Annotated in this window: 13 protein-coding genes; 8 read left to right on the top strand and 5 right to left on the bottom strand. The window is 52.3% G+C overall.

The features are described from left to right. Positions 1 to 151: 151 nt before the first annotated feature. From ACTH5D_RS14575 to argC, 3 genes are all read right to left on the bottom strand, one after another. Positions 152 to 928: a transporter substrate-binding domain-containing protein gene (locus tag ACTH5D_RS14575; RefSeq protein ID WP_441672488.1), complete on the bottom strand. Its 777-nt coding sequence runs from the start codon at positions 926 to 928 to the stop codon at positions 152 to 154. A 148-nt stretch (positions 929 to 1,076) separates the two neighbouring features. Further along, positions 1,077 to 1,430, bottom strand: a complete 354-nt coding sequence (gene erpA, locus ACTH5D_RS14570; protein WP_441672486.1) for an iron-sulfur cluster insertion protein ErpA — start codon at positions 1,428 to 1,430, stop codon at positions 1,077 to 1,079. A gap of 103 nt (positions 1,431 to 1,533) precedes the next feature. Next, positions 1,534 to 2,568: an N-acetyl-gamma-glutamyl-phosphate reductase gene (gene argC / locus ACTH5D_RS14565; RefSeq protein ID WP_441672484.1), complete on the bottom strand. Its 1,035-nt coding sequence runs from the start codon at positions 2,566 to 2,568 to the stop codon at positions 1,534 to 1,536. Positions 2,569 to 2,774: 206 nt separating this feature from the next. Between argC and ACTH5D_RS14560 the strand changes: the two genes are divergently transcribed. The 8 genes from ACTH5D_RS14560 to ACTH5D_RS14525 all read left to right on the top strand — a co-directional run bounded on the left by ACTH5D_RS14560 (position 2,775) and on the right by ACTH5D_RS14525 (position 11,065). Further along, a complete protein-coding gene (locus ACTH5D_RS14560; RefSeq protein ID WP_441672482.1) occupies positions 2,775 to 4,595 on the top strand; it encodes a chloride channel protein in 1,821 nt (606 codons plus the stop codon). Positions 4,596 to 4,604: 9 nt separating this feature from the next. Further along, complete coding sequence (hemJ, locus tag ACTH5D_RS14555) at positions 4,605 to 5,036, top strand: protoporphyrinogen oxidase HemJ (protein WP_441672480.1); 432 nt, start codon at positions 4,605 to 4,607, stop codon at positions 5,034 to 5,036. Next, positions 5,036 to 5,845, top strand: coding sequence for a bifunctional hydroxymethylpyrimidine kinase/phosphomethylpyrimidine kinase (thiD, locus tag ACTH5D_RS14550; protein ID WP_441672478.1), 810 nt, complete (start codon positions 5,036 to 5,038; stop codon positions 5,843 to 5,845). The genes hemJ and thiD overlap by 1 nt, the downstream gene beginning before the upstream one ends. Positions 5,846 to 5,881: 36 nt before the next feature. Continuing rightward, complete coding sequence (hemL, locus tag ACTH5D_RS14545; protein WP_441672476.1) at positions 5,882 to 7,162, top strand: glutamate-1-semialdehyde 2,1-aminomutase; 1,281 nt, start codon at positions 5,882 to 5,884, stop codon at positions 7,160 to 7,162. 440 nt (positions 7,163 to 7,602) lie between these two features. Further along, positions 7,603 to 8,211: an RdgB/HAM1 family non-canonical purine NTP pyrophosphatase gene (rdgB, locus tag ACTH5D_RS14540; protein WP_441672474.1), complete on the top strand. Its 609-nt coding sequence runs from the start codon at positions 7,603 to 7,605 to the stop codon at positions 8,209 to 8,211. Beyond that, positions 8,204 to 9,388, top strand: a complete 1,185-nt coding sequence (hemW, locus tag ACTH5D_RS14535) for a radical SAM family heme chaperone HemW (protein WP_441672472.1) — start codon at positions 8,204 to 8,206, stop codon at positions 9,386 to 9,388. The genes rdgB and hemW overlap by 8 nt, the downstream gene beginning before the upstream one ends. 61 nt (positions 9,389 to 9,449) lie before the next feature. Next, positions 9,450 to 10,130: an OmpA family protein gene (locus tag ACTH5D_RS14530; RefSeq protein WP_441672470.1), complete on the top strand. Its 681-nt coding sequence runs from the start codon at positions 9,450 to 9,452 to the stop codon at positions 10,128 to 10,130. Between the two features lie 92 nt (positions 10,131 to 10,222). Next, entirely contained in the window at positions 10,223 to 11,065 is an 843-nt protein-coding gene (locus tag ACTH5D_RS14525) for a 23S rRNA (adenine(2030)-N(6))-methyltransferase RlmJ (RefSeq protein ID WP_441672468.1), read from the top strand. A gap of 9 nt (positions 11,066 to 11,074) precedes the next feature. Here the strand turns inward: ACTH5D_RS14525 and mnmE are convergent, their stop codons facing one another. Together mnmE and yidC are read right to left on the bottom strand one after the other, a co-directional pair. Next, positions 11,075 to 12,445, bottom strand: a complete 1,371-nt coding sequence (mnmE, locus tag ACTH5D_RS14520) for a tRNA uridine-5-carboxymethylaminomethyl(34) synthesis GTPase MnmE (RefSeq protein ID WP_441672466.1) — start codon at positions 12,443 to 12,445, stop codon at positions 11,075 to 11,077. Positions 12,446 to 12,596: 151 nt separating this feature from the next. Next, positions 12,597 to 14,285, bottom strand: coding sequence for a membrane protein insertase YidC (yidC, locus tag ACTH5D_RS14515; RefSeq protein ID WP_441672490.1), 1,689 nt, complete (start codon positions 14,283 to 14,285; stop codon positions 12,597 to 12,599). Between the last annotated feature and the right edge of the window lie 10 nt (positions 14,286 to 14,295).

The raw sequence follows: 14,295 nt of genomic DNA, 5'->3' as shown, positions 1-14,295 counted from the left end.
ACGCTGCCGACCAATCAAACTGAAAATTGACGTCCACGCGTAGACTCCTGAAACAAAAAAGATGAGAAAAACACTTGAGAAACGCAGCAGGGCCGGGGGCTATGGCCACCCGGCCCTGTTATGATGCTATGCGGTTAGCGAGTCTTTAATCTCACTCTTCGCTGGGCGCTTCACCAAACCACTTTTGATAAATTTCATCGTAGGTACCGTCTTCTTTCATCGCGGCAAGCGCTTCATTGGTAGGTTCTACCCACTCGCTGCCTTTATGAAAAACGATACCGTACTGCTGACCTTCGTAAAGCGGTCCAACTACTTTCGTGCGCCCTTCACCACGGGTTTGTGAGAAGTAAGCAACGTTAGGCGCATCGTAGAACACGGCATCGACGTTACGGCCTAATAGCGCCATATACATATCGCTCATAGCGGGGAAAGGAGTGATATCGGCATCTTCTCCTAGCTCAGCTTGTAGGAAGTCGTAGCTGGTGGAACCAATCCGCGTGGCAATAGACAGTTCCGCGAGGTCTTCGATGCTTTCTACATCGTCGTTGTCAGCGCGAACAATAATTTGTAGACCGGAATTATAGTAGGGGTCTGAGAAGTCAACTATCTCAGCGCGCTCTGCAGTAATGGTCGTACCGGCGATGGCGATCTCTTGGCTGCCGGTTTGTACGGCCGGGATGATGCCAGCAAATTCCATTGTGGTGAGATTAACTTCAAAGCCTGCACGCTCAGCCACTTCGTTGATGATGTCCATATCGAAACCGACCATTTCACCGGTTTCTTGGTCCATCATTTCAAAAGGGACAAAGCTTGGGTCGGTCGCTACGTTTACCTTCGGCAATTCAGCCATGGCAGCTGTGGTGCCAGCTAACCCAAGGGCTAGCACAAGCGTTGTTTTAGTGAGACTGAGTGGTAGCGTTACTTTCATAAGTTTCCCCGTGTTTTATGTGGCCTGTCGTAGGTTTCCAAGCGATTTTTGCCGTTTGAAAAAGCCTTAAGGCCGTTATTAACCTATTAACCTTGGCGAGAAACCGACAAGGCGTCAAGTCACGGGGTGTGCTTTGCGCCAACGCTGTTTAGACCATAAAGGAGGCGCCACAGCCGCAGGTAGCGGTAGCGTTAGGGTTTTGCACACGAAAACGAGCGCCTGCCAGCCCTTCTTCATAATCGACGGTGGAGCCGACTAAATATTGATAAGACAGTGGGTCTACCACCAAGGAGGCATCTCCAAACGCGATGACGGTGTCATCCTCGGCAACGTTTTCAGCAAAATCGAATCCGTACTGAAAACCAGAGCAGCCGCCGCCGGTAACGTAGACGCGTAGCTTAAGAGATGGGTTATTTTCTTCTGCAATCAGAGCATTAATGCGTTTTCGTGCACTATCAGACAGCAGTAATGGGGTCGGAACAAAGGCTTCTGCACCGCTCATGGGTACCTCCCGCGAGCTTAAAGAACGAATAAATCGGCATTGGGGGGTGATTATGGGTAATTCCCAGCAAATTGGTCAACTATTGCTGGGAATTAGTCGAACGTTAAGGCATCAATGCAGGCGCTGTTAATCCCATGTTTTCATCAAATCCAAACATTAAGTTAAGGTTTTGAATCGCTTGTCCTGAAGCACCTTTGACTAAATTATCAATCACCGATAGCACCACTACGGTATTGCCATTGCCAGGGCGATGCACCGCCAGCCTGCAGGTGTTGATACCTTTGACACTGCGCGTTTCGGGATGGCTCCCGGCAGGCATGACATCAACGAACGGCTCGTCGGCGTAGCGCTGTTCAAACAGTGCCTGTAAATCGCCTGGCTCAGCGGTTAGCTGACCGTAAAGCGTGGCGTGAATACCGCGAATCATGGGGGTAAGGTGAGGTACAAACGTCAACCCGACCGGGGCATGACTAATATCCTTAAGGCCCTGGCTAATTTCCGGTAAATGGCGGTGACCCGACGCACCGTAAGCCTTCATTGATTCACTGGCTTCTGCGAGCAACGAGCCCACTTTTGCGCCGCGGCCCGCGCCGGTAACGCCGGATTTACAGTCTGCAATCAGCTGTTGGTGATCAATGAATCCTGCCTCCAATAGCGGTAGATAACCTAACTGTACGGCTGTTGGGTAGCAGCCGGGTACCGCAATTAAGCGTGCGTCTTTAATTTTTTCGCGGTGCATTTCTGGCAGGCCGTAAATCGCTTCGTCCAGTAGCGCTGGCGCCCCGTGAGGCTGCTCGTACCAGCGGCTCCACTCATTGGCATCGCGTAGGCGAAAGTCAGCCGATAAATCGATGACGCGGGTGCCGTTGTCGAGCAGTTCACCCGCTAGGGTGTGAGCAACGCCGTGGGGCGTGGCAAAAAATACCGCATCCATGGCGCCCAACTGCTTGGCATCCGGCTCGCTAAACGCCAGCGTGTCGTAATGGCCACGCAGATTAGGGTACATATCGCATACTTTGATGCCCGCCTCTGAGCGCGAGGTAATCGCGGCGACGTTGACGTGGGGGTGCTGGGCGAGCAGCCGCAGTAGCTCAACGCCGGTATAACCGGTACCGCCAACAATGCCGACCTTAATCACAAATAACTCCTTGCGGGTTTGCAAAACAGATTTTAGAAAAAAATGTAAATTACTTTTGACCTGAGTATCGATAACAACAGCCTAAGCGGATTGCTGCGGGCTGTCTAAGCGTATTGGGCTATGATACACAAGAGGATGTAGACACAAGAACACTAAGACTAACCCAAGACACAGAGCACCAAGGCAAAAAAACAAGGAAGGTCGTCGTGGCGCGTTTTTCCCGTTCGGATTTTACTCTAGAGAGCTTTCGTCGCCAGTTAGCCAATGTCGATGCCCTTCCACAGCTTTGCTTGCTGGGGCTCGTCTCTGGGATTATTACCGGCGCGGTGATGGTGGCGTTTCGCCTGCTTTTGGAAACAGGCGCGGCGCTGTACATGACCGATGGCGACCCTGAAGCCTTTGAAAGCATGGCGCCGTGGCTGCGTACGCTGCTTCCACTGGTGGCGGTTACCTTAGTGGGTGTTTTGCTGTATCGGCAAAAGCCTACCGCGCGCAAGCTAGGTGTTGGCCATGTCATTGAGCGGCTTTCCTACCATCAAGGTCGCTTTCCTCTGCGTAACTGGCTTAATCAATGGTGGGTTGGCGTCATTTCTGTGCTTGGCGGGCTATCCGCTGGCCGCGAAGGGCCCGCTATTCATTTAGGCGCCGCGGCAGCAAGTGGGTTAGGCCAACAGATGCGCCTGCCCAATAATAGTTTAAGAGTTCTAGTGGCGTGCGGTACCGCTGCAGGCATTTCCGCTTCATTTAATACGCCTATCGCCGGGGTCATCTTTGCCATGGAAGTTGTCATGATGGAGTACACTCTGATGAGCTTTATGCCAGTCATTTTGGCTTCTACGATGGGCGCGCTGGTGGCACAGCTTGCCTATGGGAATGAGCCGGCTTTTCGCATTCCAGAAGTAGTGCTTGGTTCGTTAATGAATCTGCCTTGGATTGTGCTCACCGGGTTATTTATCGGCTTGCTGGCGGGGCTATTTATTCATATTTCGCGCAGTCAACGGATACAAGCCTGGCCGCTTTGGCTGCGTTTAGGGCTAGTCGGCGTAGCCACCGGCGCTGTGGCCTGGTGGTTTCCACAAGTACAGGGTATTGGTTACGACAGCGTGGCGGCTGCGCTCAATAATCAGTTGGAAATTAAAGTTCTGCTGGCGCTAATGATAGCCAAGCTGTTACTGACGGCGCTGACCGTTTCGGGCGGAGTGCCAATTGGTATTATCGGCCCCGTGCTAGTCGTCGGCGCAGCGACAGGCGCGTTGTTTGGGCTGCTGGGCGGCTGGCTGTGGCCCGATAAAGCCGCTGACCCGGGTGTTTATGCCATGTTAGGCATGGCCGCGATGATGGGGGCGGTGTTGCAAGCGCCGCTAGCAGCGCTGATGGCGCTTTTGGAGTTGACGCATACGCCGAGTATTATGCTGCCCGGCATGTTGGTGGTGGTCGTTGCGTGTCTCACTTCGCGTCAAATTACCGGCTGTGAAGGCTTTTTTATTAGCTCGGTACGCTATGGTTTGCATCCTTTGCAGCAACCACTGATGCAAGCGCTCTCAAGAGTATCCGTACCCGCCGTGATGGAACGTCAGCTGGTGCGAACTGAGCGAATGATTACCTCTGATCAGGCGCGCCTGCTACTCGAAACTAATCCGGTGTGGCTGGTGATCGAGCGTTCTAGCGAGGAAAAACCGGTGCTGGCGCTCAAAGCCGCAGAGCTTGCTCGCTGGTTACTCGAACATGATGAAACGCTAGAAGGTAAATATCCGCCAGACGATGAGTTGATTGATTTGTTAGAAATCCCCGGGCAGCGTTTAGAATTGGCACCGATAGGGCTGCAGGCAACGCTTTCTGAAGCCTTTCTAAAACTTCAGGATAATGCGTTGGGAGCACTGTATGTCGTTCATGGTTATCGCCCTAAGCAGCAACGAATTTCAGGTATTATTACCCGTGGTGCTATCGAACGTTATTATCACTACTCAGAGTCCCGCGGTGCCGACCCCCGTGAAAACGATTTACGAGAGAAAGATTCATCAGTTTAAGGAGCGATAATGTATCTATGGGTGAAGGCTATTCACTTAATAGCTGTGGTGACCTGGTTTGCTGCACTGTTCTATTTGCCTAGGCTGTACGTGTACCACGCCGCCGCACGGGATAATGGCGATGACCAGGCAATGAGCTATTTTAAAACCATGGAACGCAAGCTTTACCGCGGCATCATGACGCCGTCTATGATTGCGGTACTCGTGTTTGGCGGTTGGATGCTTTACTTGGTGCCGGCATGGTTTAGCCAAGGGTGGATGCACGCTAAGCTGGCCTTAATAGCGGTTCTCATTGCCTATCATCACGTTTGTTTGATTTATTTAAAGCAGTTCGCTCAGAATCGCTGTACCAAAAGTCATGTGTTTTTTCGTTGGTTTAACGAAGCGCCCGTCATTGTGTTACTCGCGGTTGTGTTACTCGCGGTTGTGAAGCCCTTTTGATGCGCCAACCGCTTCCTCCCGTTGTCTTGGTGCTGGCTGGACATGACCCGACTGGCGGTGCGGGTTTAATGGCTGACAGCGAAGCTATTTCGGCATGCGGTGGTTGGGCTGTCACTATTCCCACCGCGCTGACGGTACAAAATTGTCATAATGTGACTAGGGTGATACCGGCTGACCCTAACGCAATGCGTCAAATGGCCGAGGCGATGAGTGAGATGCAGGTCGCGGCCATTAAGATTGGCTTGCTTGCCGATGAAGCCACGCTGCGTGCGGCGGAGCAAATTATCCGCCGTTTCCCAGGCATTCCCGTGGTCGCCGATCCGGTATTTAGAGCAGGCGGCGGAACTGAGTTATCCACACCCGATTTACGGCAGCTGTTTATTGATCGCGTGCTACCGCTTGTGGATATCTTAACGCCCAATCGCGCAGAGCTTGCTCAGCTAACGCCGGGCATTGCCGCCCTTTACGACGATACCTCGCGCGCGGTGGCGCTGATGTCTCAAGGATGCCAGGCAATTTTAGTAACGGCCACCGATGAACCATTACCGGGCAACGAGCACCAGGTAGTCCACACATTGCATTCGCCAGAGACCACTCGTCAATGGCAGTGGCCGCGGTTGCCCGAGCAGTTTCACGGCTCTGGCTGTACGCTTGCTTCAGCTATTGCCGCACGTCTGGCTGTAGGTGAGCGCTTACCAACTGCCTGTGAGCAAGCTCAGCACTTTACTTGGGAAAGCTTGTCTCATGGCTTTCAGCCACTCAGTGGCCAGTGCTTGCCTAATCGCTTTTCACAGGCTGTCCGCTTTTAATCCTGTCTTCTGTACGCCTTTTATTTAGAGGATGTCATGACCACATCTGCTGAACTATTCGATCTAGCGAGCCGCCATATTCCCGGCGGCGTAAACTCGCCTGTCCGGGCATTTAAAGGTTTGCACCGTCCGCCGATTTTTATGGAGCGCGCTCAGGGCGCCTTCCTGTTTGACGTTGAAGGTAACCGCTACGTGGATTACGTGGGTTCCTGGGGACCAATGATTACAGGGCATGCCGACCAAGACGTACTGGCAGCCGTACGGGCTCGTTTGGATAATGGCCTTTCGTTTGGTACCCCAACGGCGGTAGAAACCACCATGGCGGACCTCATCTGCGAGATGATTCCCTCTATGGATATGGTGCGTATGACGAGCTCTGGTACCGAAGCCACCATGTCGGCTATTCGCTTGGCACGTGGCACCACCGGGCGCGACAAGATTGTTAAGTTTGAAGGTAATTATCATGGCCACTCGGATTCACTGCTGGTAAAAGCCGGCTCAGGGGCGCTTACCCACGGTGAGCCCAGCTCACCAGGCGTACCCGCTTCACTGGCGGAGCACACGATCACCCTGTCGTATAACGACCCTGAAGGCGTTGAGGCGTGTTTTGCTGAGATTGGTGATCAGATTGCCTGCATAATTGTTGAGCCAGTGGCTGGCAATATGAACTGTATTCCTCCTCAGCCAGGCTTCTTAGAAACACTGCGCAAAGTGTGTAATGAACACGCTAGCGTGCTGATTTTTGATGAAGTGATGACTGGCTTTCGCGTGGCGCTAGGCGGTGCACAGGCACACTATGGCATTACCCCGGATCTAACTTGCCTAGGTAAAATTGTCGGTGGAGGCATGCCGGTGGGCGCGTTTGGTGGTAAGCGCGAGATCATGCAGAATATTTCTCCCATGGGCCCTGTATACCAGGCGGGTACGCTGTCCGGTAACCCTCTGGCGATGGCGGCGGGAATAGCCCTACTAACGAAGCTTCAGGTACCGGGTTTTCACGATGCGTTAACTCAGCGCGTGAATACGCTATGTCAGGGGCTTCAAGAGCGTGCCAACGCTGCACGTGTGCCAATGATGACGCAATCCGCTGGCGGTATGTTTGGGCTCTTCTTTACCTCTCAGCGTCGTGTGGATAACTTTGCCCAAGCCACGGCCTGTAATCCAGATGCGTTCCGCCGCTTCTTTGGTGCGATGCTAGATCACGGTGTTTATCTGGCCCCTTCTGCTTATGAAGCGGGTTTTATGTCGAGTGCTCATACCCCGGAATATATCCAGTTCACGCTGGATGCAGCAGAGAAAGCCTTTGCAGTTATGTAACGAAGAGTAACGTAAAGCTCACTATACTGTAAGAGCCGCTCATTACGAGCGGCTCTCCAGGCGCAGAGTTTTCAGCCCATTGGCGTATTACCCACGAGGGCGAAACGACGGAGCATGTCGAAGAGCGTGGGACCGTACCTGCCGAGTACACGTTTATCGGTATTGAACTGGAGGGTACCGTTAAACTGTTGAGTGATAATGAGCGGCTGGACGTTGATATTCAAAAAGGCACTAACCGCACTTGTTCATCTACTCAAGGCTTGGGAGATACGTTAACGCTAGTGATGCGGTAGGGATATCTAAATATCAGCGCATTAATTTATCTTAAATTAGCGTGTTCTAACCTATGTTTTCCTAAGATACGTTCAGTAACATTTTGCTGGCTTTTGATACGACGGATGAGCGCGTAAACTGACGCTCTAATGTCTGGAGTGTTTGTCATGTCAGCAGCCAATACCCTTGTTCTTGCCAGTGGAAATAGCGGAAAGTTAAGAGAATTCAATCAATTACTTTCACCTTTAGGCTTTGATGTTCGCCCTCAAGCAGACTTTGGGGTTATTGATGTCGAAGAGACAGGGTTAACATTCATAGAAAATGCCCTGCTCAAAGCCCGTGAAGCGAGTCTTATTAGCGGTTTGCCCGCGCTATCGGATGACTCTGGCCTCGAAGTAGACGCATTGAATGGTGCGCCGGGTATCTATTCAGCGCGATATGGCGGCGAGCCAAAAAGTGATCAAAAAAATAATGAGACGTTATTAGCCGCGTTAAGCGATTGTGCGGAAGGTCAGCGCAGCGGGCGCTATTGGTGCGTACTGGTTTACTTGCGCCATCCTAAAGACCCGGTTCCGGTGATCGTACAGCGCAGTTGGGAAGGTGAAATTCTTGCTCATCCGCGGGGCCAGGAAGGGTTCGGCTATGATCCTCTTTTCTGGCTACCGGATCAGGGAATGAGTGTTGCGGAGCTGCCCAGCGAAACTAAAAATCGCCTTAGCCACCGAGGCCGCGCACTTCAGGGCTTGGTAGAGTTGTTGAAGGTGGCGCATGGCTGACACGCTGCCGCCGCTATCGCTTTATATCCACACCCCCTGGTGCGTACGTAAATGCCCTTATTGTGATTTCAATTCTCATGAGCCGGGTTCACACGGCTTTACGCCGCAGGCGTTGCCTGAAGATGCTTATCTTAAGGCGCTGTTACAAGATCTGGAGGGCGACCTTGCGTTAGCCGCTGAGCGGAAAATACAGACTATCTTTATCGGCGGTGGTACGCCTAGCCTGCTTTCGCCACTGTTTTATGATCGTTTACTGACAGAAATTAAGCGCCGGCTGCCTTTTGCCGACGATATTGAAATTACCTTAGAGGCCAATCCAGGCACTACCGAGCAAGAACGTTTCATTGGCTATCGTAATGCGGGCATTAACCGTTTATCGCTGGGTATTCAGAGCTTCCAGCCCGCCCAATTACATGCACTTGGGCGCATTCATAGCGGCCAAGAAGCCGTGACAGCGGTTACCCAAGCACGGCACGCTGGATTTACCAATATCAATATTGATCTCATGCACGGTTTGCCAGAGCAAACGCCTAAGCTTGCAATGGATGATATTGAGCAAGCCTTGGCGTTAGCCCCACAGCATCTTTCTTGGTATCAACTGACTCTAGAACCGAATACTGCCTTTCATTCTAATCCCCCATTATTACCGGAAGAGGAGGCGCTTTGGGATATTCAGGACACGGGGCACCAGCGTTTAGAGCAGGCAGGATTTGAGCGGTATGAGATTTCGGCTTACGCCACTGCTAATCATCAAAGTCGTCATAATCTTAATTATTGGCAGTTTGGTGATTATTTAGGCATTGGTGCAGGCGCCCATGGCAAGCTTAGCCACATTGATCGAGACAAACAGTGGAATATCGAGCGGCGCTGGAAAACCCGCCAGCCTGATGCCTATCTTAAACGTATGGACGATTTGCGCGGTTTTGTGGCGGGTAAGCAGTTAATAACAGCAGATGAACTGCCACTGGAGTTTGCCATGAACGCTTTACGGCTGACGGAGGGCGTTACGCTGGGTACGTGGACAGCTAACACAGGGCAGTCACATACCTTGTTACTGGAGCGTTTACAGTCCGCCGATAAAAAAGGACTTTTGATGCAAATGCCTGAAAAACTGCGTGCATCGCCTCGAGGTCTATTATTCTTGAATGAGTTGCTGACATTAATTGGCGATGATTGATAAGTAATAAACCAACTATCTTCTAAGAAACAAATGTTTGAAGATAAACAAGGAGTGAGTGATGCGTATTTCTCGACTACTGACACCGTTGGCTGCTGCTATTTTAGTCGCAGGTTGTGCCACCTCTGACCCCTACGGTGGCCAAACGCAGCGCTCTAGCACCGCTATGGGTTCGGGCATTGGTGCCGCAATCGGTGCTGCTGCGGGTGCGCTGTCGGGCGATGGCAGTACTAGCCGTCGCGACCGTGCGCTGATTGGTGCTGCCGTCGGCGCTGCCGCTGGTGCTGGCGTTGGTGTTTATATGGACCGCCAAGAGCAGCAGCTGCGTGAAAATTTGCAAGGTTCACGTATTGAGATTGATCGCCGCGGTGACGATATCGTCCTCAATATGCCCAGCGGCGTTACCTTTGGTTTTGACTCGGCAGACCTTACCAGCGAAGCACGCAGCGCCCTGAACGAAGTCGCTAGCGTATTGACGCAGTACCAAGACACTCGCGTTAACATTGCTGGTCATACTGATAGTACCGGCGATGCAAGCTACAATCAGCGCCTGTCTGAACGCCGCGCCCAGGCTGTCGGCAGTTACTTAACCCAGAACGGTGTCGGCTCTATACGCCTTAATATATCCGGGTATGGTGCAACTCAGCCTGTCGCTAGTAACGACAACGAGCAGGGCCGTGCCCAGAACCGTCGTGTCGAAATCACGTTGACACCCACCGGCGATGGTCAGGGTCAGCGTTAGTAAGCGATTCGCTTAGCGTAACTACTTATTGCCACTGATAGCCCGCTATGCTCACATAGCGGGCTTTTTTATTCATCTACTGACGAGTCCCCATGCTGTCATATCAACATGCCTACCATGCCGGTAACTTTGCCGATGTTCATAAGCATCTGTCCCTGTATGCGGTGATTGATTATTTATTACGTAAACAATCTTCCGTTACATATGTTGATACTCATGCAGGGCGCGGTCTTTATCCTCTCAGTGGCCAAGAGAGCCAACGCTTGCAAGAGTACCGCGAGGGTATTTGGCCACTTTGGCAACAGCCTAAGTCCAGCGATCCGCTCTTAAGCGCATGGAAAGAGGCGCTAAGAAGTGCCCAGCCGGACGCAGCCACGTTAACGCATTATCCGGGTTCACCCTGGTGGATGAGTAATGTGCTACGTGAGCAGGATAAGCTGCGTCTGTTTGAACTCCATCCTGGAGAGCACAAGCAGCTTAACGCCCAGGTATTATCGCCTAACGCCCAGCGCGTTTTTGGTGATGGTTTAGTGGGATTAACAGATATGCTGCCGGTGAGAACGCCGCGGCTGTGCGTGCTTATCGACCCAAGCTATGAGCGCAAAGTGGAGTATAAAGAGGTCGCTGAGACGGTGGTACACGCTTTGGAAAAAGTGCGCCATGGCGTGATATTAATCTGGTATCCATTGCTACCGGCAGGCCACCATCACGCGCTACTAGATACATTAAAGACGCGTGGAGTGCGCAAGGTTTGGCGCAGCGAGCTGCTATTGCGCGCCCCAGCCGAGCAAGCTCACGGCATGTATGGCAGTGGCATGTTAGTGATCAATCCACCCTGGGGATTAGACCAGCAGCTAGCAGCGGCAATGGCGGAGATAACGCCGCTACTAGGCTCCAGCAGCTACTATAAGGCAGATTGGTGGGTACAAGAGTAGCTGCCTCTGCTATTTACCGATACAGAAGCTGCCGAAAATCTCGCCGAGTAGATCATCGGCGCTGAATTCGCCGGTGATCTCGCCTAATGCCTGCTGGGCGTCACGTAAGTCTTCAGCCAGCAGCTCTCCTGCGCCATAGCCATCAAGCTGAGCACGGCCGGTATCGAGCGCTGTCATGGCGCGGTCAAGCGCATCTAGGTGTCGTCGACGGGCAGAAAAGCGGCCTTCGGTAGTAGCGGCAAAGCCCATAACCTCCTTCAAGTGCGCTTTTAAGTTATCCACACCCACCCCCGTTTTGGCCGATAGCCGCACGATCGGTGTGGCTGTGGATAGGTCTAAACACGGCTGTTCAGCGCTGGTGTCAATCTTATTACGGACTAAGGTTAAGCGTTGCTGATCCGGTAGACGTGCCACGAACTCTGGCCAAATCTCCATTGGATCGATTGAATCGGTGGTCGTGGCATCGACCAGCAGCAGCACCCGGTCAGCTTTTTCTATTTCGTCCCAGGCGCGAGCGACGCCGATTTTTTCAACCGCATCAGGTGTATCGCGTAGCCCGGCAGTATCGATGATATGCAGCGGCATACCATCGATATGAATATGCTCACGCAGCACGTCGCGGGTCGTTCCGGCGATATCGGTAACGATGGCGGTATCCTGCTCGGTAAGCGCATTAAGTAGGCTGGATTTGCCTGCATTAGGGCGTCCTGCGATCACCACACTCATACCTTCGCGCAACAGCGCACCTTGCCCCGCGGCCTGACGCACATCGCTAAGCGCCTGCTGTACACTGCTTAAATGTTGTGCCACATGGCCATCGGCAAGGAAATCGATTTCTTCTTCTGGAAAATCAATGGCCGCTTCGACATAAACACGTAGCTCGATAAGGCGCTCCACTAGCGCGGAAATCCGCTTTGAAAATTCGCCCTGCAGCGAGCGCACGGCGTTTTCCGCCGCTGAGCGTGAGGTTGCATCAATCAGATCGGCAATGGCTTCAGCTTGAGCAAGATCCAGCTTATCGTTCAAAAAAGCCCGTTCGGAAAACTCACCTGGCCGCGCTAAACGAGCACCTAATGCTATGCAACGTTCCAGCAGCATATCCATGATAATCGGGCCGCCGTGTCCCTGAAGCTCGAGTACGTCTTCACCGGTAAAAGAATAGGGGCCATTAAAAAGCAGCGCGATACCTTCATCAATAGCGCCTTCAGAGCCCTGAAAGGGGCCGTAATGGGCGTACCTTGGTTTTGGGCTGTGCCCAATCATAGCTTGGGCGATCTCGCGGCAGGCGGGGCCGGAGACTCGTATAATACCAACGCCACCACGCCCAGGAGGAGTCGCCAGTGCCGTGATGGTGTCAGGAGTGTAGAGGCGTTCGGCCATGGTGGCTCTCTTTAAAATGGGCAGAAATATTAAAGGATCGATTCAGTATTGCTCGAACTAGTGTGAATTTATCGGCCTTAAAACGCTAGACCCCCGCACAGGGCGGGGGTCTTAAGGGACAGATTACAGCGGTAGATCACGGTCTCTTTAACTACTTAGTTTTCATGCCTTTGCCGATACTCGGGTCATTTTCGATTTTGCGCGTAATGTAGTACTGCTGCGCCACCGAAATGATGTTGTTGACCACCCAGTAGATGACCAGACCCGCCGGGAACCACAGGAAGAAGAAGGTAAAGATGATGGGTAGCATCTTCATAATCTTCGCCTGCATGGGGTCCGGAGGCGTTGGGTTCAGCATCTGCTGAACGAACATCGAGATGCCCATAATGATCGGCAGGATGAAGTAAGGATCCTTCATCGATAGATCTTGAATCCAGAACATAAACGGCGCGTGGCGCAATTCAACCGACTCTAGCAGCATCCAGTACAGAGCGATGAAGACCGGCATCTGGATCACGATAGGCAAACAGCCGCCCAGTGGATTGATCTTCTCTTTCTGATAGAACTTCATCATCTCTTGAGACATTTTTTGGCGATCGTCGCCATACATCTCTTTTAGACGCTGCATTTCCGGACCCAGCTTACGCATCCGACCCATAGACTTGTAAGCCTTGGCAGAAAGCGGGAACAGCACGGTCTTAACCAGCACGGTTAGCAGAACAATCGACCAACCCCAGTTGCCGACGATTTCATGGATATGATCCAGCAACCAGAACAGCGGGTTAGCGATAAACCAAAGCCAGCCGTAATCCACGGTTAAACGTAAATTTGGAGCGACCTGTTCCAAATAGTCTTGAATCTTTGGTCCCATGTACAGCGTTGCGCCCAGGGTCGCTTCGCCCTCTGCTGCAATGTTGCTTGTGGGGCCGGCAAAGGCGACGACGTTACGATTACTTGAATCGCTGGTAACGTAAAACAGATTCTGCTGATCCTGTTGCGGTGCCCATGCGGATACAAAGTAATGCTGAATAATGGCAATCCAGCCACCCTGGGCTTCACGGTTTTCAAACTTACGATTTTGAATATCTTCGAAATCGATTTTCTCGTAGCGCGCATCCGGCGTTGAGTAGGCTGCACCCAAGTAAGACTTCATGCCCATGGAAACGCCGCTGGAGGGATCGGGGCTATTATCACGTGCCAGCTGGCCAATAAAGCGCGCAGTAACCGGCGCATCGGTATTGTTAGCTAGGTAGTAATTGACGTTGACCGCATAGCTGCCGCGCTCAAAGGTAAGGCGTTTAATGATCTCAACGCCGTTAACATCAGCAGTTAGATTAACGCTTAGCCCATCATCGTTATCGCCTAAACGATACTCAGAATTCTCGGGTGTAAACGCGATGCGGCTAGCTTGACCGTCGAGCTGTAGCCCTGAACGTGCGACATAGCTGCGGCTATTGTTATCCGACAGCAGCACATAGTTGCGCTCTGAATCGAGTGATTGCTTGTGCTGTGGTAAAGCAGCATAAACAATATCGCCACCGTGGGGATCGATACGCACATCAAGAACGTCGGTTGTGACGGCAATAAAGTCGCGGCTTGATGACTCGCTTTCAGTGCTGCTCGCGATTCCTTCTCCAACCGGGTCTTGCTGCGGAGAACTGCTGGGAACGGCTAAGCCATCGTCAGTTTCGACATTGCTAGGCACCGCCGAGTTGCTGCGTTGCGTCATTTCAGGAGCCGAATCATAATTTGGCTGCCCGTAATCCTGATTCCACTGGACGACTAACAAATAGGCTAGTACGGCTAGTGGAATCAGTAATAAAAGTCGTTTTACGTCCATGAGGGTTCTG

Origin of the sequence: Halomonas sp. (genome assembly GCF_052095695.1) — a bacterium.
GTDB lineage: Bacteria > Pseudomonadota > Gammaproteobacteria > Pseudomonadales > Halomonadaceae > Vreelandella.
The sequence above is the reverse complement of the archived record's forward strand: the minus strand, read 5'-3'. Positions and strand labels throughout refer to the sequence as shown.

Bases quoted from the DNA above. Each gene is read 5' to 3' on its own strand.
- ACTH5D_RS14575 (WP_441672488.1), bottom strand. From the start codon at position 928: ATGAAAGTAACGCTACCACTCAGTCTCACTAAAACAACGCTTGTGCTA.
- erpA (WP_441672486.1), bottom strand. From the start codon at position 1,430: ATGAGCGGTGCAGAAGCCTTTGTTCCGACCCCATTACTGCTGTCTGAT.
- hemJ (WP_441672480.1), top strand. From the start codon at position 4,605: ATGTATCTATGGGTGAAGGCTATTCACTTAATAGCTGTGGTGACCTGG.
- thiD (WP_441672478.1), top strand. From the start codon at position 5,036: ATGCGCCAACCGCTTCCTCCCGTTGTCTTGGTGCTGGCTGGACATGAC.
- hemL (WP_441672476.1), top strand. From the start codon at position 5,882: ATGACCACATCTGCTGAACTATTCGATCTAGCGAGCCGCCATATTCCC.
- rdgB (WP_441672474.1), top strand. From the start codon at position 7,603: ATGTCAGCAGCCAATACCCTTGTTCTTGCCAGTGGAAATAGCGGAAAG.
- hemW (WP_441672472.1), top strand. From the start codon at position 8,204: ATGGCTGACACGCTGCCGCCGCTATCGCTTTATATCCACACCCCCTGG.
- ACTH5D_RS14530 (WP_441672470.1), top strand. From the start codon at position 9,450: ATGCGTATTTCTCGACTACTGACACCGTTGGCTGCTGCTATTTTAGTC.
- ACTH5D_RS14525 (WP_441672468.1), top strand. From the start codon at position 10,223: ATGCTGTCATATCAACATGCCTACCATGCCGGTAACTTTGCCGATGTT.
- mnmE (WP_441672466.1), bottom strand. From the start codon at position 12,445: ATGGCCGAACGCCTCTACACTCCTGACACCATCACGGCACTGGCGACT.
- yidC (WP_441672490.1), bottom strand. From the start codon at position 14,285: ATGGACGTAAAACGACTTTTATTACTGATTCCACTAGCCGTACTAGCC.